Annotated in this window: 21 protein-coding genes; 15 read left to right on the top strand and 6 right to left on the bottom strand. The window is 44.2% G+C overall.

Features of this window, described 5'->3' with window-relative positions; genetic code table 11:
* Both L5L94_RS19330 and L5L94_RS19335 read right to left on the bottom strand, forming a co-directional pair.
* A partial coding sequence (locus L5L94_RS19330) for a transposase (protein WP_263164721.1) occupies window positions 1-162 on the bottom strand: 162 nt, incomplete at its 3' end.
* A 184-nt stretch (window positions 163-346) separates the two neighbouring features.
* Complete coding sequence (locus L5L94_RS19335; protein WP_263164639.1) at window positions 347-973, bottom strand: excalibur calcium-binding domain-containing protein; 627 nt, start codon at window positions 971-973, stop codon at window positions 347-349.
* Between the two features lie 411 nt (window positions 974-1,384).
* Between L5L94_RS19335 and L5L94_RS19340 the strand changes: the two genes are divergently transcribed.
* Both L5L94_RS19340 and L5L94_RS19345 read left to right on the top strand, forming a co-directional pair.
* Entirely contained in the window at window positions 1,385-1,771 is a 387-nt protein-coding gene (locus L5L94_RS19340) for a PadR family transcriptional regulator (protein ID WP_263164640.1), read from the top strand.
* Between the two features lies 1 nt (window position 1,772).
* Complete coding sequence (locus L5L94_RS19345; RefSeq protein WP_263164642.1) at window positions 1,773-2,735, top strand: hypothetical protein; 963 nt, start codon at window positions 1,773-1,775, stop codon at window positions 2,733-2,735.
* Between the two features lie 147 nt (window positions 2,736-2,882).
* Here the strand turns inward: L5L94_RS19345 and L5L94_RS19350 are convergent, their stop codons facing one another.
* Complete coding sequence (locus L5L94_RS19350) at window positions 2,883-3,698, bottom strand: substrate-binding periplasmic protein (RefSeq protein WP_263164644.1); 816 nt, start codon at window positions 3,696-3,698, stop codon at window positions 2,883-2,885.
* A 327-nt stretch (window positions 3,699-4,025) separates the two neighbouring features.
* On the opposite strand from L5L94_RS19350, the gene L5L94_RS19355 reads away from it, so the two are divergent.
* From L5L94_RS19355 to L5L94_RS19390, 8 genes are all read left to right on the top strand, one after another.
* Window positions 4,026-6,083 (top strand): TonB-dependent receptor, encoded by a 2,058-nt coding sequence (locus L5L94_RS19355; protein WP_411569226.1) that lies wholly within the window; start codon window positions 4,026-4,028, stop codon window positions 6,081-6,083.
* Window positions 6,084-6,358: 275 nt separating this feature from the next.
* The gene (locus L5L94_RS19360) at window positions 6,359-7,201 is read left to right on the top strand and encodes an AraC family transcriptional regulator (RefSeq protein ID WP_263164647.1); all 843 of its coding nucleotides are present in this window, start codon (window positions 6,359-6,361) and stop codon (window positions 7,199-7,201) included.
* A 139-nt stretch (window positions 7,202-7,340) separates the two neighbouring features.
* Window positions 7,341-8,054, top strand: coding sequence for a LysE family translocator (locus L5L94_RS19365; RefSeq protein ID WP_028759343.1), 714 nt, complete (start codon window positions 7,341-7,343; stop codon window positions 8,052-8,054).
* 97 nt (window positions 8,055-8,151) lie between these two features.
* Window positions 8,152-8,982 (top strand): hypothetical protein, encoded by an 831-nt coding sequence (locus tag L5L94_RS19370; protein ID WP_263164648.1) that lies wholly within the window; start codon window positions 8,152-8,154, stop codon window positions 8,980-8,982.
* Between the two features lie 805 nt (window positions 8,983-9,787).
* A complete protein-coding gene (locus L5L94_RS19375; RefSeq protein WP_263164649.1) occupies window positions 9,788-10,729 on the top strand; it encodes a hypothetical protein in 942 nt (313 codons plus the stop codon).
* 73 nt (window positions 10,730-10,802) lie between these two features.
* Window positions 10,803-11,186, top strand: coding sequence for a hypothetical protein (locus L5L94_RS19380; protein WP_219253626.1), 384 nt, complete (start codon window positions 10,803-10,805; stop codon window positions 11,184-11,186).
* A gap of 188 nt (window positions 11,187-11,374) precedes the next feature.
* On the top strand, window positions 11,375-11,701 hold the full coding sequence (locus tag L5L94_RS19385; protein ID WP_263164650.1) for a hypothetical protein: 327 nt from the start codon (window positions 11,375-11,377) through the stop codon (window positions 11,699-11,701).
* An 81-nt stretch (window positions 11,702-11,782) separates the two neighbouring features.
* Window positions 11,783-12,178, top strand: a complete 396-nt coding sequence (locus L5L94_RS19390; RefSeq protein WP_263164651.1) for a hypothetical protein — start codon at window positions 11,783-11,785, stop codon at window positions 12,176-12,178.
* Window positions 12,179-12,366: 188 nt separating this feature from the next.
* On the opposite strand, the gene L5L94_RS19395 is transcribed toward L5L94_RS19390, so the two are convergent.
* Entirely contained in the window at window positions 12,367-14,307 is a 1,941-nt protein-coding gene (locus tag L5L94_RS19395) for a GGDEF domain-containing protein (RefSeq protein ID WP_263164652.1), read from the bottom strand.
* 224 nt (window positions 14,308-14,531) lie between these two features.
* Between L5L94_RS19395 and L5L94_RS19400 the strand changes: the two genes are divergently transcribed.
* Complete coding sequence (locus L5L94_RS19400) at window positions 14,532-15,290, top strand: phosphatase PAP2 family protein (RefSeq protein ID WP_263164723.1); 759 nt, start codon at window positions 14,532-14,534, stop codon at window positions 15,288-15,290.
* Window positions 15,291-15,345: 55 nt separating this feature from the next.
* On the opposite strand, the gene L5L94_RS19405 is transcribed toward L5L94_RS19400, so the two are convergent.
* Complete coding sequence (locus L5L94_RS19405) at window positions 15,346-15,894, bottom strand: DUF2799 domain-containing protein (RefSeq protein WP_131524134.1); 549 nt, start codon at window positions 15,892-15,894, stop codon at window positions 15,346-15,348.
* A 180-nt stretch (window positions 15,895-16,074) separates the two neighbouring features.
* Here L5L94_RS19405 and L5L94_RS19410 point away from each other — a divergent pair, with 180 nt between their 5' ends.
* Entirely contained in the window at window positions 16,075-16,389 is a 315-nt protein-coding gene (locus L5L94_RS19410) for a hypothetical protein (RefSeq protein ID WP_317629654.1), read from the top strand.
* 335 nt (window positions 16,390-16,724) lie between these two features.
* Complete coding sequence (locus L5L94_RS19415; protein ID WP_028759534.1) at window positions 16,725-17,585, top strand: PA4780 family RIO1-like protein kinase; 861 nt, start codon at window positions 16,725-16,727, stop codon at window positions 17,583-17,585.
* 717 nt (window positions 17,586-18,302) lie between these two features.
* On the opposite strand, the gene L5L94_RS19420 is transcribed toward L5L94_RS19415, so the two are convergent.
* Window positions 18,303-18,536 (bottom strand): transposase, encoded by a 234-nt coding sequence (locus L5L94_RS19420; protein WP_106649408.1) that lies wholly within the window; start codon window positions 18,534-18,536, stop codon window positions 18,303-18,305.
* Between the two features lie 673 nt (window positions 18,537-19,209).
* Here L5L94_RS19420 and L5L94_RS19425 point away from each other — a divergent pair.
* Together L5L94_RS19425 and L5L94_RS19430 are read left to right on the top strand one after the other, a co-directional pair.
* Window positions 19,210-19,899, top strand: coding sequence for an OmpA family protein (locus tag L5L94_RS19425; protein WP_173497922.1), 690 nt, complete (start codon window positions 19,210-19,212; stop codon window positions 19,897-19,899).
* A 265-nt stretch (window positions 19,900-20,164) separates the two neighbouring features.
* Window positions 20,165-21,001 (top strand): molybdate ABC transporter substrate-binding protein, encoded by an 837-nt coding sequence (locus tag L5L94_RS19430; RefSeq protein ID WP_263164654.1) that lies wholly within the window; start codon window positions 20,165-20,167, stop codon window positions 20,999-21,001.
* Window positions 21,002-21,013 lie beyond the last annotated feature (12 nt).

Consider the following 21,013-nt stretch of genomic DNA (forward strand, 5'->3'; position numbering starts at 1 on the left):
CTTTACTTTAGGTAAATCTCGCCAAGGGATACCTGTTCTAAGGCGGTAAAGAATACCTTCGAATGTTTGTCTATGTTCAGGTTTGTCATAAACACGGCCTGTGCTTTTCATTAAATGAAATAGCTTTTCCCAGCGTGCATCGGTTAGCATAAGTCTTGGCATGGCTTGAGGTTATGGTTACTTTTGGCGAAGCAAATTATAACGTCTTGCCATGCTGTCTAAAAATCACTCTCGAAAGATCAACAGACCCTAGTGACCTGCTACCTGCTACCTGCTACCTGCTACCTGCTACCTGCTACCTGTTCAGGCTTAAGGTTATACGCGTGACTTTACATATGTCGCATTGCTAACTGCACCACTGACGCTCGCAGGGAATGCCATCACCGTTACCATCCATTTGAGTATTGGGGCAATTTTGGATGTAGAAAGTCGCCTCAGCACAGGAACTCATGTGGCTACAATGGGTTTTACCCGCTTCACATTGGAATCTTGGTGTTGCAGATTCATATATGGGCATTGGCTGAGTGTCTTCATTCGTGAGGACTGGTACTTCATCGATTGCTGGAGCTTCATTGAATTCTTGGTATTGTTTAAAGCCAAAGATAACTATGGCCACGATTATTAGCAGCGGGATTATCGTATTAAAAGAGGATTTTCGTGGGCTATGGTAATGCGCTTTGTTTTTGTTATTGAAGTTTTCATTGCGTGATTGGATATGAGAGTGGGAGCGTGTTGTTGCACTCGCTGCAACGACTGCGACGCCTTCAATCGAGGCGATAACCGCTTTTCTTTTGCCGTCATTTTGCACTTCCGTTTGAAACAGAATGCTGTCGCCCACTATGGGTTTTCTCGCCATCTTTTTCAGCACTGAAATGTGAATAAACACATCTTGGGCTGCGTTTTTTTCAGGCTGAATAAAGCCAAATCCCTTTTCATCGTTCCAGCGTACCAGCACGCCTCTATCCATGAGCATTTTCTATGTCCTTAATTTAACCGCTTAATATTTTTAGTTATTGAATATCAATACTTACTTGAGTCGTTCAGATTTATCTTTTTTAAGGAGCAAACCGTACTTAGGTTGACGAATCGGCTATTCAATGTTGGATGCTAAGTTACTCAAGCAAAGGAAGTTTTGCAATTTTTTATCTTGAATTTGCTTATGTGTGACTCATTCGCATTGAGTGTATGGCGGTGGGGAAATGTGAGCACTTAGCAGAAACGGTTGGCATTTTGGTAAATTCAATACAAACAATAGATTGCATTAACAATAAACAAATCGATCAAAAAACGTGCATGAAAACTTGCAATCTTACTGTGTGCTACATAGTATTTGCTGTGTGGCGCACAGTGTGTGTGACACAGTGTTAAGGACAGGAATTCGACAATGACAAGTTCACAGCTAGTCAAAATGCGACTCGAGTTGCGCCGTGGGGTATTAGTGTTGGCGGTACTGGGATTATTAAAACAAGCTCACTACGGTTATTCGCTCCGCAAACAGTTGCAGGAAGGCGGTATCGATATTGACGAAGGGACTCTGTATCCCTTAGTGCGCCGCCTAGCCGATCAAGGATTGTTGGATAGTGAGTGGCGACAGGCCGAAGGGCGTGAGCGTCGCTATTACCAATTGTCGTCATTGGGGGCTGAGTTGCTCAGTCAACTGACCGATGAATGGCTGCAACTTAATGGCGCCTTGGCTTTTTTACTGGAGCAAAGCGCTGACACTAATGGCTCAGATATGAAAAGCTCAGACGAGAGTGCAGAGGAGATTTGATATGGAATTAGTCGATCGCTATATCGCCGCGGTGCAGCGAGAATTGCCCGAGAATAAACGTCAGGAAATTGGCCGTGAATTAAAAGCCAATATCTGCGACCAATTGGATGCCCTATCTGAACAAGGCGAATTGACTGAAGCGCAAATTGTCGCGGTATTAAAGCAAATGGGTCATCCCTGTAAGGTCGCGCAGCAATTTGTTCCGGCAGTGCCTATTATTGCCTCTGAGGACATTCCGCTTTTTAAACATACACTTTTCACTGTGCTTGGGGTCTTGTTTGTGCTGCAGGTTGTGGGCGGCACGACTCAATGGTTGGGCTCGGCAGAGGGGGATCTATTAGGATTTATCCACCATATTGCTAAAGGTTTTATTGGCGATGCCTGTCTTGCCTTTACCGCTATCCTGTTGGTCTTTTGGAGTTTCTCGGCTCAGGGAAAACCTATGTCCGGCAGCAATTGTCAAAAATGGCAGCCGCAGAATTTGCCCAAGGTTGGACCTGGTTGGCAGCATATTAGTTTAAGCGATGTGTTTACTGATCTGGCGACATACCTTTTTCTCTTACTTGTGATCTGGTGTTCTGTGTGGATGAGTAGCGAGCAATTAGCCGCGCGGACTGTGATTTTCAGCGTCAATGCTCAGCAATTACTGCAATGGTTTAGCCCTATTATTTTGCTGTCTATGGCGAATAGTCTCTGGCAACTACGCCGCCGAGTGTGGACTACTGAATTGCTACTGGCGAATATGGGGATCAATCTTGCTTATGCCTCGTTCTTAGTCTTTCTGGCCTTTAGTTCGCCACTATTACAAAGCCAAGTACAAAACCAAGGAGCTGAATTAAATGGGGAGTTTACGTTATTACAGTTAGAACACTGGCTAAGTTATACTCTAGTGATTGCCGCTATGTTCCCTGGCTATGAGGTGATCCGCGATGGGTTGCGTTGGCGTAAACTCGCAAGCAAATAAGTAAGGTTTAACCTAGGTTTTGTAGGTGAGTTTTATTCACTTTTTCATCGAATACATGGCCTGTTCAGTATGATTGAACAGGCTTTTTACATTAGTGCCATCTTCTGTGGGGAAAAGTAAGCCACGACTTTTACCGTCGATGCAGATTTATTCTGGGGTATCGCCATGATTCATTTCATTATTAAGCGATTCTTGAGCCTGTTGTTTGTAGGTGTCAAATATGCCTTCTTGCTTCATCTGTTTGAGCTCACGAGCAAGATTAACGGCGAGTGCCGCGTGACGTTTATTTAAGTAACCATAGCTGGTGAGTTCTTCTAGGGTGGCAATCGCGATTATTTTGCTGCCTTGAAACTCAGGCGTTTGTAATAGATCCAATGAGCTTGCCTCCGTATCAATATAGATATCGATTCGGTCGCGGAGCATTTTACGAAAGGAGCTCGCGGGGGATGAAGATTCAGTCAGACGCTCCTTAGGAATGAGTCCCTTTAGCTTTTGTTCTGCAAGGAACACGCCTCGATAGTATTCGATCTTGTATCGACTCTTTTGCAGTGCTTGCCAGTCAGGTATTTTGATTTCGGGATTGTGCGCGAAGGCAATTAAATGGGTATCGATAACCGGTTCTTCAATTCGAATGAGGTTGGTAAACTTTTCGCCATAACGAGATACACGCCCCGGCTCACCATCCACTTTACCTGAGTCCGCCATCATACTGGCGCGGGCTGCGGGAACCACTTGATAGGAGAAGTCATATCCTAAGCGTTCAAAGGCTTGGGCGTAAATCAGTTCAGCCCATTTAAAGTAGAAGTTATGTTTGGGGTCCTCATAAAACGCCATCGTAATGATAGGTTTATCAGCAATCATCGCTGTGGTTTCTGCTGTTGATTTGCTGGTTGCATGAACCGAGACACAAAAGAAAAGGCCTACCCAAACACTCCAAATGTGCATATTGCTCCATCGTTGCATAGCGTGTCTCTCAAAGTGTTGAGTTATTTAGAGTATAGCTAGCCTGATAAATGGGTTCATTTTTATTCAAGCAAGATTATTTTATTTCCATGATTTCGCACTAACACACGGTTGAAATGTGATCTACTGGCGGACATTTTGTCCTTTTGGGTTTAAAAATGTGCGATACGGCACATAGAAATGATATTTGCCTGTATTTTGCTGGTTTTTTATTCATCAGAGTTTGAGCTTGATCGGTTTTTTGCTTGTAAATAAGGCGTTAAATCCCTGCCGTCTATCACCTGTAGTAGGAAAGAAAGGATGAAATCGGGACTGGGATTATCAGGAATGCGGTTATCAAAGCTTTGGTTATCAATAACGTGGTTATTACCTCTTTGTTGTTTATCGAGTGCCGTAGTGGCAGAGGCGGCAACGGACAATATCGAACGCCTAGAGGTGCGCGGCAGGCAAATTAACACCTTAGGCCATAGCACTTCGGCATCTGAGGGGATAGTCGGCGCGGCAGAAATCGAGAGTCGACCCCTATTACGAACCGGCGAAATCCTCGAATTTGTTCCTGGGATGATAGTCACTCAGCACAGTGGTTCGGGTAAAGCGAATCAGTATTTCTTACGCGGCTTTAATTTGGATCATGGCACAGACTTTAATACTCGAGTCGATGGTATGCCTGTGAATATGCGAACCCATGGGCATGGCCAGGGTTATACGGATCTTAACTTTTTGCTCCCTGAACTTATAGGCGAGATCCGTTATGCCAAAGGCGCTTATTATCCTGAGGTGGCCGATTTTTCTGGCGCGGGTGCTGCCCAATTACTGCTGGCTGATCAACTCCCCCATAACCAAGTTGGGGTGACGTTGGGTGAATATGGTTACCAGCGACTCGTGGCGACTCAGGAGCTAAACACTGACATAGGTCGTTTTATTTGGGGTGGTGAGGCGCAAACCTATGATGGCCCGTGGACGGATATTGATGAGTATGTGAGTAAGATCAGTGTCGTCGGGCGTTATTTAACTCGGCTCGGCGAGGGTGACTTGAGCGTCACTATGATGGCCTACGACAACAGCTGGAATTCGGCGGATCAGATCCCCGCCCGTGCGGTGGATTCTGGATTAATTGATTTTTATGGATCTTTAGATAAAGACGTCGGCGGTGAATCTAACCGTTATAGCGTTTCAGCTAATTACGATGCGGGTGATTGGCAGGGAAATGTCTACGCTATTCGCTCGACTATGAATTTATTCTCTAATTTTACCTATTTCTTAAACGATCCCATCAATGGTGATGAGTTTGAACAAGTCGATGAACGCATGATTTGGGGCGGCGATCTTAAGCGTGATTGGCAAACTTTACTTGGTGGCACTCAACTGAATTACAGTGTGGGCGGCGATGTGCGTTATGACGATATTGGCGCAGTGGGTTTGTATAACACTCAGGCGCGACAACGGCTGAATAGGGTAAGGCTCGATGAAGTGCAAGAGTTGTCGAGTGGTATCTTTGGCAAAGTTGAGTGGCTACCAGCTGAGCAATGGCGTTTTAATCTTGGGCTGCGTTACGATTATTTTGATGTGCAGGTCGACAGTGATAATCCGCTTAACAGTGGCGATGCGTCCGATGGTATGTTCAGCCTCAAAGCCGGCGCTTCTTATTTGTGGAGCGATAATCTTGAGTTATATGTTAATGCAGGCCAGGGACTACATTCGAACGATGCCCGCGGTGCGACGATTAAGGTTGACCCCGTGAGTGGCGATGAGGTCGAAAAAGTCGATCTCCTCGTGCGCTCAAATGGCGGCGAATTTGGGGTGAAATACTATGACAGGGACTTTATTAATTTCTCTGCTGCGATCTGGTATCTGCAACTAGATTCAGAATTAGTATTTGTGGGCGATGCGGGGAACACTGAGCCGAGTCGTGCATCTGAACGTTATGGTACTGAATTAACGGCTTATTATTGGTTGAATGAGGCAATCAGTATCGATATGGAATTAGCGTGGACTAACGCCAGATTTACTGAAAATGAATTTGAAGAGGGCAAGTATATCGATGGCGCGGTTCCCTTTGTTGCCAGTGCGGGCATCACCTATCGACCCGACGGCGATGGCCTGTATTCGAGTGTACGCGTGCGGCACCTTGGCGAGCGGGTGCTCGACAGCTTTAATGACCACAAGGCTGATGCGACCACATTAGTTAACCTCGCATTAGGATACGAGTTCCGCCGCTTCGACACTAAGCTTGAGCTGCTAAACGTGTTTGATAGTAAAGATCACGACATAGATTATTTTTATGCCTCTCGTTTGCCCGGCGAAGCTGCCGAAGGTGTTGAAGATCAGCATTATCATCCTGTTGAGCCACGAATGGTGAGAGTCAGCGTGAGTTATCATTTCTAGTGGTATTCATCTGTTAAGGCGATATCGAAAGTTATTACGTATGTCGCCGAGCAAAAATGTATCTCAATTAAGCGTCCAGATAGTTGGGCGCTTTTGTTTTTCAGCGGCACTCATTTAAGCGCTAATTTAAGCACTAATCTAAGCCCAAATCGCTTCAAACTATGTGGCTGCAATAATTTACTATTCCCGCGCTGACAATGAAGGCTAGAATGATGACGAGTCGATCTGAGTTCCCCCTGTTTTACAGCTGATGCTATAGGTAATCGCCGCGAGTTATGAGTACTGCAACACCCATTGAAAACATTAATTATTGGCGTCATCCTAGCTTATCAGGCATAGAACTGAGTCAGGCGGAATTTACGCATTTCAGTTTTGATAAACATGTGCATCTGGATTACCACTTAGGCGTAGTCACTCAAGGTGCGCAGCAGTTTGTGAATAAGGGCAGCAGTTATCAGCTTGGTCAGCATAGTTTATCGACCTTAAATCCCGACGAAACCCACGATGGTCAGAGCCGCGATGCCGACGGTTATCGGGTGAAAGTGATGTCGATCCCCGTGGAATATATGAATGAAGTCAGCCAAGAACAGGGGTTGAAGGAGCACTTTTTCAGCGCACCTATGGTGGATGACCCGACGCTTTATCAATATTTTATTCAGCTACACGAGCTATTAATCCAAGGCCAATGCAGTGCACTCGCGGGCGAGTCCCATTTACTGAACTTTATTCATCTGTTGCTGGAGCGTTACCCAAGCGGTATTTCATCTTGCCTATCTAAACCGAATCAACCGCAGGGGTTATCTAAGTTGCAGGTGAGCTTAGTGAAACAGCGAATTCACGATGAGCCTTGGCATAATACTCAACTTGAAACCTTAGCCAATGAAGTGAATTTAAGTAAGTTTCAGTTTTTACGGCAATTTAAACAGGCAACTGGGATGACTCCCCATGCTTATCTCAAGCGGGTGCGTTTAGAGTTGGCGAAAAAGTCCTTAAGTCATGGCGCTTTAGTGGCGGATGTGGCGCAGCAGTTCGGATTTTTCGATCAAAGTCATTTAAACAAAGCTTTTAAGCAGGCATTCCTATTATCGCCAGTGCAATTTCAGCGGCGTATGCTCTAATTTCCCCCCCGTCTTTCGACGCCGCTGGTTTTTAAAAAACACTGAATAGTGCAATTTATTACAATTCAGCGCTGCGACAAATTGCCATACTGGCTGCCTCAGTTATCGTTATTAACTTTTTTTGCGGAGCCGTATATCTATGGATTTATCTTTATTACTCACCTTGGCTGTAATCCATGCCGTTGCTTTAATCAGTCCCGGACCCGATTTTGCCATTATGGTGAAGATTGCGACTCAGCAGTCCAGAAGCACTGCGGTTGCCGCCGCTGTGGGGATTTCAATAGCCATTTTAGCTCATACGATTTTGAGTCTGACCGGTGTGAGTCTACTCATTAAGAGTTCGCACACTCTGTATCTCTTAGTGCAAATTGTGGGCGCTTCTTACCTCGCTTGGATGGGGTTTGGTGCCCTGCGTGCCGGTCTTGCGATACTCGCTAAACGTAAAATGAGTGCCAGAGTACATGCAGGGACAAATGATGATGCTGTCATTAGCGCTGGTGACGTTGAAGGCGTGGCGTCTGTTGCTGGTGGCTTAGGTGGCGCTATGTCGCGCAGGCAAGGTTTTTTGACTGGGCTTTATACCAATCTATTGAATCCGAAAGCATTAGTATTTTTCTTAACCCTGTTTTCGGCCTTGATTACCCCAAGTGTTACAACGAGCACTAAAATAGCTTCCGCTATTTTGTTGTTGTCTTTGTCATTGGCATGGTTTGGCTTTTTAGCGGTAATGTTGTCAAAGGCGCAGGTGCAACTTAAATTGCAGCGACTAACACCAGTTATCGATGCGGTTATTGGTGTCATCTTTATGTCGGTAGCCTTGGCGATTTACTCAAACCTATTATTAACCGCTTAGTTAGGCGCAGTATAAATCACCTTAGGTTTTAGTCTGAGGCACTTATGGTATTCTTGGCCTTTAGTCTCAGCAGAGACATTTGGAGTAAGGGATAAAGATGCCATTCGCCTCACGACTCAAGGGAAGCAAATTAGCTGTTTTCAGACAAGTTAAACTGATGAATATCGCGTTTTCTGCGGCGTTAATATTCAGCGTTATGGGTTTAAGCATCAATGCAAACGCCGCTGATGAAGCTATGCCACAGGAATATATCCCTCTGGTGCAGGGACTTATCGACGCCGCCAAGGCCAATGATCTTGAGGCGATTGCTAAGCGTGTGGCTTACCCGCTTAAACGTGAATATCCTATCCCCGCGATTCAAAATACCCAGGAAATGATCGCACGTTTTGATCAGGTTTTTGATCCTAAGCTGCTTGAGCAGATCGCCCATTCTAAGATTGAAGCCGATTGGCAGACAATGGGCTGGCGCGGCATTATGCTCGGTAGCGGTGTTGTGTGGCTGGATTTTGATGGCAAGATCATCGCCATTAACTATCAAACACCGGTAGAGGCAAAACTGAAAGCAGAGCTTATTGCTAAGCAACAAACGGCATTACATCCGAGTGTGAGTGAGTTTGTCAGCCCAGCGTTATCTTGGGAGACCGCCAAGTTTACCATTCGTGTCGATGATATGGGGAACAGCCAATACCGCTATGCCGCATGGGCAAAGGGTAAGTCATTGAGCGAAAAGCCAGATTTAGTGCTGAATAAAGGCAAACTTGTATTTGATGGCAGTGGGGGGAATCATTCATACCAATTTCGCAGCGGCCCATACCAGTATTATTGTTATGTCACCGTCTTAGGCGGCAGCGATAGTCCTCTAGGTGAGCTAGTAGTGTTTAAGAATGACCAAGAAATACTGACACAAGCTGTCATTAAAGCAGACTAGTCTCATTTCCCTATCCCTATGAGTGAGATTTAAAGCCGCGACTCTATGTTGATGGTCGCTGCTTTAGTAATCCTAACGACTTCCTTTAGCTAGAAGCTATTGCCCCAAAGTGTGTTTCGTAGTTTGAATGCTTTAATCAAAATCAAAGTCGTGGGGCTTCACCCCACACCCGACCAAGGAGGACTGCTCGTCCTATCAAAAACGTCCATGTTAAATAGCCAGCTCGATATCCATATCTCGCGTTCAAAGCGGTCGTAGGCCTTCGCCCTTGGATGCTCCAAGACGCCCCCAACGGAGTTGAAAGCCCCTTGTGCTCATTGCCAAATTTGCTATCGCTTCCGAAGGATGCGCTTTACATCCATATAAATCCCTCCAGTTCGGCAGTCCCTGCCTCTCGCTCATAAGCGCGAAAATCACCGATTTTCATTCGCCCCTGCACCTGCGAAAGCTAGTCGGTCATCCATGACCGAACTCACGCACTCTTTATTAAATCAAGAGCTCTATTCGCCCTGCGGCAACTCCGAGTGGAGGTGTATTCCTTGGAGTTTTGAGTCGTTAGATAGCGATTGATCAGCAAAAAATAAGCGCGAAAAATGAGAAAGCTAAAACGATATCAAGTGATTACCCATCAAACTGTATAAAAAACCGCTACCGCAAAAAAGCAAATTCCTATAGCATCATTTATACCCATTTACATGGATGTGGCAGTGGCCATATTTGAGATTTAGTCAACAAGCGATTTATGCCCTGCAAACAGCGCAGCGCATAAATACTAAGACGTTAACTGCTACCTAGAATTGAGATTATGCGCGTAAAACTAAAAAAGATAGCCGACAATTTGAGCGATGAAGAACATTTATCTATCGCGGATGAAATACGCCAAGGAAAAATCGATGGTATATCTCTATCATACTTAGGTGGTGCTTTTGGTCCTACATGGTCTGCGGGTAACGATTACAGTTTAGATTTCCTGAAACACTATTCGGGCATTAGAGCTTTAGAGATTTTTCTTCCTGGGCTAACAAGTATTGATGCTATTGCTGAGCATGTAAACGAAATAGAGTTTTTGAGTCTGGGAGAGCTTAATAAAAAAACTGTATCTTTAAGGCCTCTATCAGATCTGAATAAGTTAAATTCTCTGAGTTTGGTCAAAAATAAGAAAGATATCGATTCTATAGCTACGCTCACTAGCCTTAGAGACCTAACCCTTTCAGGGTATCAAGAAAAACAAATAGAGCATGTTGCCAGTCTGAGTAATTTAGAAAGTTTATATTTGGGTTTTGGCACATTTGAAGACCTAAATGCTATTAAAGGATTATCTAAGTTAACAAGCCTAGAAATACTTTGGGTAAAGAAATTACACGATCTAAGTGCCCTGGAAAACCTGACATCTCTTGAGATATTGCATTTAAGTACTCTAAAGCAAGTTACATCCATTCCAGATGTTTCCAATCTAAAGCACCTTAAGAGCTTAGTCATGGATACCATGAATGGACTTTCCTCTTTGTCAGGTATTAAAGGCAGCTCAATTAACGAATTGGCTGTAATTAATTCGAAGATAGATCCTGTATTGTTTTCTGAGCTAAATAATAGTTTGCCAGTGCTGCAGCGGCTTGTACTTGGTCTCGGAACTAAAGGGAAAACAAATGAAGCATCTAGTTTCTTTGATAGTTCCGTTATATGCGACACATTTAATGATTTAAAATACAGTACAGCCAGAGGCTATAGAATTGAGTTCTGCAGTTAACAAGGCGCTGCTGTCGGACAAATTTTCCGCTGCGCTCCAAATTTGCCGCAGAGCGCGGCGTTAGGCATACACAATGAGCCGTAGATACCTTAATCTTCAAGAAGCCGAGTCGGCGCTTAAGCGAGGGAAAGCAGTTGAGTGCTTTCTTGGTGGCTGTGAACGGTATGGCCGTGCTGGTATTCAATGGCTAAGCGTTCGAGGTCCCAAATCCGAAATAGATGTTTCAGTTTACGAAACTGCTGATTTGGGTGATGAATCATTCCTTAATATTTATGAGTTTGGTCCACTAGATCCAGATCTAGAGCTAGAGGATGCCAATGAGGTCAAATCATTCACTTCATTTGGCCAAGCGATAGAGTTTATTGAGCAACGATTCGCAGGATCATCTGAAAGGTTATTGAACGAGTTTATGATTCAAGATGAATATGCCGACTATATTTCGAGGGGCCGGAAGTAGAAATGCCTAACAATCGCAGGCACAGCGACGGCCTTTTCGTTGCAGCTCCGCCTTCACTACAAAGCCGCGCGTGCTGCGGGCGTTAACTTTATGGAAGAACTATGCACCCTCAAGCACCGCTTAAATTTTGCTATCAGGCCCTTACAAAAAAGGCGGCAAGCTATTATCGCTAGTGGGTTATCGGCACTATGTTACTTGTTCTTGCTGCATTCGTTGGTGTTACAGCTTTTGAAATGGCTGAGTGGTTATTATTTTTAACCTTTGTCCTTGCAGGGATGGTAATGATTATCACAACGCTAAGGCTTTTCTTAGTGAAACTCTTTGAAGAGAATGCTGATGCGATTAATCTGTTTTCTAGTTATTTTCCGTCTCTGCTAGGCACCCGTAGATTGGAGTTAGCTTGTAAGATAACAAATTCAGTTTATTACGGAGTGTTTTATCTTTGTTGTTATTTCTTGTTGGCAGTTATTGTTTTGTTACCGCTGTCTTTAGTTGTAGAGTATGCAAAAAGTTAACAAGGCAAGTCAGCATCGCACCTTCGGTGCTGGACTCGCTAACGCTCGCCGCTTGCGGTGTTATGTTCTCAGGGAGAGGTTGTGAATTTGGAGCACTTTTTACGAGCTGTGTTTATTGCTATAGCAATATGTTTTGTTCCAATTATGCTGTTTTACTGGAGTAATGAATCTGACTTAATAACAATGGATTTTAAATACTTCTATGAATCAATACATTTTGTTTTAGTGTTCCATTTTATATTCTCAATTATTGGATGGATGTTAATTGGCTTTCCTGTGCATTGGGTGGCAGTAAAGTTCTTTAATCAGAATAAATGGTGTTATTTTTTAGGGATTCTAGCTTTCGGTATTCTGATTTCACTACCTTCTATGAAAATTGAATTGTTTTTGTTTTATGCAGGTATTTCGGGATTACAAGCAATCTTATTTTTGTGGTGGTTAGCAAGAGACCATAATAAGTTGCTTAAACGGACGTAAAACAGTTGGTTTGCGTTTGTAAGGTGATAACCCATAGAAATTTTAATCCGAACTCCACGAATTAGAGTAAAAAAACTAGCTCACTTTTGTACAAATGTGAGTTATAACATTCTGTGGAAATGACAATTCACGCAGCATTATTCAGTCGGTTTTAATTCGCGAAATAAAAAAGAGCATTAAGGATGAACTTAATGCTCTTTTTTATGGATAAATGCCTGCTCAAACTGTGTTGCGGTAATGGGTTTACCGTAGAGGTAGCCTTGGCCTAAGTCGCATTCTTCGTGACGAATAAAGGCATCTTGTTCTAGGGTTTCTACGCCTTCGGCGATCACTTCCAAGTCCAGTTTCTTACCAATGGCAATAATTGCCTTGGTTAACTCTCTATTTTGTTCGTTTTCTTCGAGTTTACTAATAAAGCAGCGATCGATTTTTAAGGTGTCGAAAGAGTATTTTTGTAGATAACTTAAGGATGAGTAGCCTGTGCCAAAATCATCTAGGGAGATGCGGATACCGAGTTCTTGTAGTTTTTGGATGGCATTGTGGGCAATGTGTTCATCCTGCATCAGCATGCCTTCGGTAATTTCAAGTTCTAAGGCGGTGGGGGGCAATTGATAGAGGGTGAGTAAGTCGGCTATGTGTTCGCTAAAGCGGGGATTGCGCATTTGCAAAGGGGAAATATTGATGGCGATTTTAAACTCTTGGCCTACCTCGCGACACCATTTTGCCGCCTGAGACAGCGCGGTATGCAATACAAAATTGCCAATATCGATAATCTGCCCATTACGTTCAGCTAAGGCGATGAATCTGTCTGGGGCGACATTGCCAAGGATGGGATTATGCCAGCGCAGTAGGGCTTCGGCACCAATCACTTGCTTCGTCTTTAAGTTAATAAAGGGTTGGTAATGCAGGCTTAACTCGTTCTTGTTCAGTGCATCGACCAAGTGGGATTCAAGTTGATAGCGTAGGTTTAAAGCGGCTTGTGTATCTTGATTAAAGAAGCTGTGAGTTGAGCCATCAGCCTTGCTGATCGTCATGGCCGCTCCGGCTTTTTGCAGCAGGATGGCGGCATCGATACCATCCAGAGGTGCTTGTGCTATACCCATACTCGAGGGAATCGTGATAACAAAATCAGCCACACCAAAGGGGGTATTACAGCAGTTAAGCACTTTATTGATGAGTTTATTGGTTTCGTTATTCGAAGGTTTGTGGGCTTGAATAATCACAAATTCGGCGCCAGCGATGCGGGCGATAAAGGTGTTTTCATCGGTATAGTGCTGTAAACGTTGGCTGAGAATAGTGAGAATTTTATCGCCAATCAGGTAACCATAACTGTCGTTGATGGATTTGAAATTACGCAGCCCAAGATAGAGTACTGAAATCTTTTCTTTGCGATTCACTTTTTCGAGCATGATCGACAGACTATTAATCAAATTGATGCGGTTGGGTAATCCCGTGAGCGGATCGTAGCTTTTATGGTATTCCAGTGAGGTTTCGGTGGAGGTGCGGTTTTCGATTTCTTTGATGAGCTTGCCGCTAAGTTCGGCGAGTTCATGGGTGCGCTGTTGTACTTTTTGCTCTAGCTGCTGATTGTGCAGTTGTAGCTTAGCCTGTTGATAAAGGGTGACTAGGTTAGCTTCGATACCATTTTGAAACCGAGCGAGTAAGCTGCGAAAAGATTGGCGGTAATTATGCTCTTGGCTATCGAGCATGCAGATAGTGCCAAAGGCACTGCTATCTGGCCAACGTAAAGGTAAACCACAGTATGCGATCATGCCGAGTTTAATGTCAGGATTTTTGTCCCAGTTTTTATCTTTTAGGGCGTTAGGAATGTGGAGTTCCTTACCTTCTTTGATCACTGTTTCGCAGTAAAGCCCGTGGCCTAAACTGTCTTTATCATGTTTTTTATAGGGATTACCTTGAGTGCGGCTCGAGGTAAAGACCTCAATATCGGTTTGATGGACACGCATGATCAAAGCGGCGGGGGTGTCGACTAATTCAGAGAGCAAATCTAAGGTTTGTTGCCAGTTATCAACCATTTCTTGGGGAACAACGATTTTGTCTGTGTCGATCGTAATGTCGGCAAATAAACGATCTTTTTGAGACTGGTTAATGGCGAGGTTGTATGGCATGAATGCTCAGTCCTAGAGGCGCGATACTATCCATAAACTATAGTCTTTTTACTCATGATGTGAGTCTTTTCGATAAATTTAGTTACTGCAAAATCTCGGTTCTATCTTAAATGCTGCGCTGTTAGATCTCTTAAGTGTTAGGTAAGAATTCAACGGTACTCTAGCACTAAATGTTCTGGTTTTTGGATTTATTAGTGAATAACTATCTGAAAGATAAAGTTATGATGACATTTATGGATTTTGCTAAGGGGCATTTAATTACGCCGCTTTTAGTGTTTGCAGTGATCATAGTGGGGCTTGAATGGACTCACGCTGATATGAAAGTCGCGACTTTGTTATTTCATTGGCAAGGGGGCATCGACTCTTGGCCATTGAGAGGATATTGGTTGACCGAAGATTTACTGCATGTCACTGGGCGTAACTTTGTCATCTTGCTGGCGGTGAGTGTCGTAGTTGGCATTGCCTTTAGTTTTCGAAGTGATAGGGTAAAACCGTACCGCAAAGGTTTGATTTATCTATTTTGTAGCGTATTGGCGAGTGTGTTGCTGGTCCGAATTGGCAAAAGCATTACTCACATGACCTGCCCGTGGGATGTGATTGAGTTTGGCGGCCAGATGATACATTCATCCTTGTTTTCTCGTTTACCTAAAAGTGCTGAGTTTGGTCAATGTTTCCCTGGTGGCCATGCCAGCGGCGGGTTTGCTTGGGTTGCCTTGTATTACGTGCTGCGTGAGTATCGCCCGCATTTAGCTAAGTTTGGATTAATCTTTGGTTTGAGTTTAGGCCTAGTATTTGGCATTGGCCAAGAGTTACGCGGCGCCCACTTCTTGAGTCATGATTTATGGAGTTTAGCCATAGCATGGACGTCCGCTAGCCTACTCTACTATGTGTTTTTTCTGCGCTCGCCTGCGTTTAGAAAGTCTAAATTGGTCGCTTTGGGTCAAATGTTCAAGGTTGCAAGTAGTGGAATACCGCAAAAATAACGAGCTGTGAAGCTAACGCCCTGAGTCCTTATTGGGTTCAGTATTTTTTTATGGCTTAAAATCTAAATTCGAAGCGCATATCAGGTCTGCGTAGGCGAGATCTTTCATCTAACAGTTGGTTTTTTTCGTTGAGTAGGCTGTTTTTCTGTTTCAATAAGTCAGCCTTGTCGGTGAGATTATTGATCTTGCCATCAAGACTGCTTATTTCCCTCTCTATGGTATTTAAGCGATCGGCAATCTCAGTTAAACGTTTGTTGGTCAGGTATTGTTGATGGCCTTGGTTATAGCGCTCAACAAACTGGTTATTACTGCAAACCCCATAATAACTTTCTCCCGCTAAGCCTACGCGGTAGCCATTTTCTGGCACGCAGTAACTGGCTAACCCTTGCTGGTATCCTTGTTTCCACTGCGCGGTATCGACAGTGAGATTAAATTCACGACAATCTTTTTGATATTGATTTAATTGCCCAGAACTTGTCCCACGGTTGCCATCGGCAAGCCCAAGGGCAAACCAATCACTATTGGCGCATTCTTCAATAGATAAGCTGCTGCATTGAGTCAGGGATAGGACTGAAAGTGCGAGGAAAATGCTGGGATAGTGCATGGATAAGTTCTCTATATGTTGTGGCGTTTAGGATAAAGGCTCTTATGGGGGAGATCTAGCTATATATACCGCCATTTATACTGTCATAGATGCGTTTTGTTGGGCAGAATCCATCACAGTTTAGCGGATGAATGCATGATAACCAGCTGATATTGTGTTAGTTTGTGGTTAACACTTTAAATGTCTGCTTTGGTGCTCGCTATGATTTCACATATTTCATCTGCGTATTCTGCTTCATTACCGGCAGTTAAGTCGTCTCATCAATCCCTTGATACCGCCGAGCCAAGCGGACTTAAATCCTTTACCTATGGTGCATTAGGGCTGGCGGCTCCCAAAGCTGAGGTCAGTTTTGATGGCACTGCAAGGAGTAAAATATCTGAGCCTAGTGCGGATGATGTAGATGACGTTAAGAGTTCAAACGACACCTATTACAGTGCAGGCCAAATATTGAAAGCGGCGGCGACCGTGGGCAGTGTGATTGCCTTGTTTGTTTGAGTTAAGTTCCTGCACCAATTTAGCTCTGGGTATTATTTCAACTGGCTTGGATTGGCATATTCGCCGTGGAATATGGCTTGTCGTTTTGAGTCTGGTTTTATTGGGGTGAGCATAAAAGAATATTCTTTTAGTTAAAGTGGTATTTTCAGTCTCTTTCTTTGCCAAAGCGCTGAGTAAATCTGGTATTGTGTTTAACACGCAAGTGCATTAGTTTTTACTTAAAATTCGTTTAACAATCCTAAACTATATTCATCAAACTTCCGCTGGAGACCGCTTTTGTATGAAGATTTGCCCGCAGTATTCCATATCATGCCTAAGTAAGGTATAAGGGCGCTATGAAAACTCCGAAACGAATCCAACCCCTGGTTGATGAAGGACTGGTCGATGAGGTCATTAGCCAGTTAATGAGCGGTAAAGAAGCGACTGTGTACGTTGTACGCAGTGGTGATGATATCCGCTGTGCCAAAGTCTATAAAGAAGCGGACAAGCGCAGTTTTAAGCAAGCTGTGTTATATCAAGAAGGCCGAAAAGTCCGTAACAGTCGTCGCGCACGTGCGATGGAAAAAGGGTCTAAATTTGGCCGCGATCAGCAGGAAGAAGCTTGGCAAAATGCTGAAGTTGAAGCACTTTACCGTTTAGCGAATGCGGGTGTGCGTGTGCCAACGCCTTATGGTTGTTTCGATGGCGTGTTGCTGATGGAGTTAGTGACGGATGCCGAGGGCAATGTCGCGCCGAGATTAAACGATGTCAGTATGTCGGCAGAAAAAGCCTTGAAGGATCATGCGTTGGTGATGACCTATGTTAAACGTATGCTCTGTGCGGGGTTAGTGCACGGTGACTTGTCTGAGTTTAACGTGTTAGTTGATAGTGAAGGGCCAGTGATTATCGACTTACCTCAGGCCGTCGATGCCGCTGCAAATAACCATGCTAAATGGATGTTAGCGCGTGATGTGAATAACATGACTCAATACTATGGTTTGTATGCTCCTGAGCTGTTAAAAACACAATACGCCAAAGAAATTTGGGCCCTGTTTGAAGCCGGTGAATTGAAGCCTGAAACACCATTAACGGGTGAGTTTACCGAAGTGCTGGTCGAAGCCGATGTTAGTGCGGTCTTGGAAGAAATCCAAGCAGCCTTTGAAGAGGCACAAGAGCGTAAGCAGCGGATCCAAGAGGCAAACGAAGAAGACTATTAATCGTCAGTCGTTGTTTTTCACCCATAAAAAAGACGCTCAAAGTAGCGTCTTTTTTATGCTAAAAATTAAGTGAAATTATTATTTTTATTGTTGATTTTATTATTGTTATTTAATTTTTGGCGTTAGCCAATCCTTGGCTTAATCCCCGATGGAAGCTGGGGCCATCCTTGTTGCTACAAACAAGCTAGCAATCATCGAACAGTGTAATAAAAGGACAAGAGCTGAGAGAGAAATATGTTCATGACTTGGGGGAGCACAATTCACATATTTAATCTTTGGGGAAGATAACTCCCTCAATCCTTGCCGAAACCTTGGTCACTCTTCAGTCAATCTATGTAATACCAATCACGGCCTTCCTTGGCGCACCACACTCATTGCAGTGCTGGATCATCATTGATCCTGTGAATAAAATGACAAGGCCAGAGAGAGAAATATGTTCATGACTTGGGGGAGCACAATTCACATATTTGATCTTGGGGGAGATAACTCCCTCCCTAGTCTTGCCGAAACTTTTGCATTGTCCCTATCCGTTTGTTGCTGTTAATACTATTTCCCAATCTTCGCTGGGTTCATCAATTTGGACGACAAGGCCGGACTAAAAAGGGCGCTGTTATTATTGTTGTTAGCACATCTTTTACATCGTTAGCGTTATCAGCAGGGCGATATGCAATCTCGTCCGGCCTTGTCTATTCGGGCACGTTTAGCTTGTTGTACAGGCTAACCTATCGTGCGTAGCTCTTGATTGAGCTGTTTAATTTTTTTCTGTAGCTGGGCAATCTCACTCATTAATGCGCATTCTCTTTGCTGGGGTTGCAGATCGCTTTCTCGCACCCATTGGTAGACTGCCTTGGCAGATAAACCGTATTGGCGTGCAACATCCGACAGTAAGCGACCTTGTACTTTAACCTCGGTGATAACATGTAGCTTGAGACTATTTTCTGCGATTCCCATGAGCGTTCCCTCTTTTACTGCCTTCGAACCAAAATATGACCGTTTGCGTTGCCTTTTATTGATGATAGTGACGCTGTTCTAAATCCCACTGGCTCAGACCTAGATGGCGCAGACAAATCCATTCGTGGCGACATAGTGCGATAAAGTTCATGACCGTTTTCATACTTCCTCCTTCATGACCCTAAATACTCGAGCCCATTTTCTGTCTCGATAGGTCCATTTAATTTGGATTAATCCTGTTGAAGTCGACTCTAGTTTTTCGGCGATGTTTACCGCGTCTGACTGTCTACTCACTTAGTAGTATGTAAAATTCGTGCCAATATTCTAATTTTTATTTTAACCTTTTAAATCATTGGATTGCGCCTTCGATTAAAACAGCGTTATTTTTTAGTGCCGCCAATAAAGGTGCAAGGTGCACTATTTCGGTGCCATAGACTTGATATGACATTGGGCGGTACAAGCCATGATTGAAGCCCGAAATCTGTATCTTTGCTGACTAAAATCTGGATTAGCATAATTGAAGATGGATAAAGGATTGTCTCCAGCGCAATTGCTTATATACTGCCTGCTTTGTGGCAATCCCTAGGTCATTCGTATTACCTAATGGACGTGATATTTCTTGCCCTTTTGAGCGGTATTCACAGTCATCAATCATATAAAGAGGTTATAAATGATGAAGTGTTTTCAGGCAGTGCAATCTAAACCATCCCTGTTAGCCATAGTGGTATTGACGACTGCGCTAGTTGCATCGGGTTGTACAACAATCAATCCCTATTCAAACGAAGAACAAACCGCTAAAGCGACCAGTGGCGCATTGATTGGTGCCGTCGCGGGTGCCGCAATTGGAGTGGTATCTTCGAGCAAGAGCGACCGCGGTAAAGGTGCCTTAATTGGTGCAGCATCGGGCGCTGCAGTCGGTGGTGGTATTGGTTATTACATGGATGTGCAAGAGACTAAATTACGCCAACAATTAGCCTCAACGGGCGTGAGTGTGACCCGTAACGGCGATAACATCATTTTGAATATGCCTAATGAAGTGACCTTCGGCGTAGATCAAACCGAGTTAAGTGACGGTGCTAAACGCGTGCTGAATTCAGTGGCGGTTGTGGCCAAGGAATACAGCAAAACGCAGCTCAACATATTAGGTTATACTGACAGTAGTGGTTCAGACTCTTACAATTTACGTCTGTCACAGGTCCGTGCTAGCGAAGTGGGTAATTACTTGATGAATAAAGGCGTTGCCTCTGCCCGTGTAAAATCAAAAGGTATGGGTGAAGCGAGTCCTATTGCATCAAATGCCAATGCAAATGGCCGCGCACAAAACCGCCGCGTTGAGATCGTACTAATACCAACGGGTAAATAGTCTGGTCTAAGCACAAAGTTCTCGCTGAAAAAGTCGCCTTGGGCGACTTTTTTGTTTTCAGTGATGGGCTAATTGAATGATTAGCTTGCTGTGCTTCAATTAGACAATTTGTCCTTTATGAAGCGCACCTTGAGTGACCTGCACCACAAACATATCACTGCTAATTACCTTGGGATGAGTTCAGCTTGATCCCTTTATCGATTTCACGTTCTGTATGGGAATAAGTCCCAAGAATGACTTTTAGTGTCTAAAGGAGAATATGACTATGATAAGCAAAAATGTGTTAGTAGCCTTGAGTTTAAGTCCTGTCATCATGGTGACAGCTGTACAAGGAGTGCCGATGAAAGCCGAACTGACCACAGGAGTCGCGCCGATAGAACTGCGCGCCGCAGGCAGTTTAAAGGCTGCGATGAGTGATATTATTGCTGCTTATCAAGCACAGTCGCAAATGAGTGTTGTAGCGCAATATGCGCCCTCAGGTTTATTGTTAAAACGCATTCAAGAGGGCGAGAAAGTTGATATCTTTGCCTCGGCAAATATGAAACATCCACAGGCATTAGTGGATTCGGGTCAGGGCGAAGCGGTGCAAATGTTTGCCCGTAATCAACTCTGCGCAATTACCCAAGACACAGTTCAGGTGACGAGTGCGACGTTACTCGATACCTTGTTAGATTCTAAGATTAAAGTCGGCACCTCAACCCCGAAAGCCGACCCCGCGGGTGATTATGCCTGGGCCGTTTTTGCTAAGGCCGAAGCGGTAAAACCCAATGCGAAAGCCGCGTTAGAGACCAAGGCATTACAACTGACGGGCGGCCCTGAGAGCGTTAAACCGCCTAAAGATCGCAACCCCTATGGCTGGGTGATGGAAAACAAGCAAGCGGATATCTTTTTAACCTATTGCACTAATGCTGTGCTGGCTAAAAAAGAAGTGCCGAGTTTACAAATCATCGACTTACCGCTGGAACTCGCCGTGGGTGCCGACTATGGTTTACTGGTTTTACAAGGCGCTAATACTGCCGCTAAGCCGTTAGCTGAGTTTATTCTATCGACCAAAGGCCAAGCGATTTTGAGCAGTTATGGTTTTCAACCTCCGGCAAAATAGCCTTCTTTAGTT

This window comes from Shewanella sp. SM21 (assembly GCF_025654335.1).
GTDB lineage: Bacteria > Pseudomonadota > Gammaproteobacteria > Enterobacterales > Shewanellaceae > Shewanella > Shewanella oncorhynchi.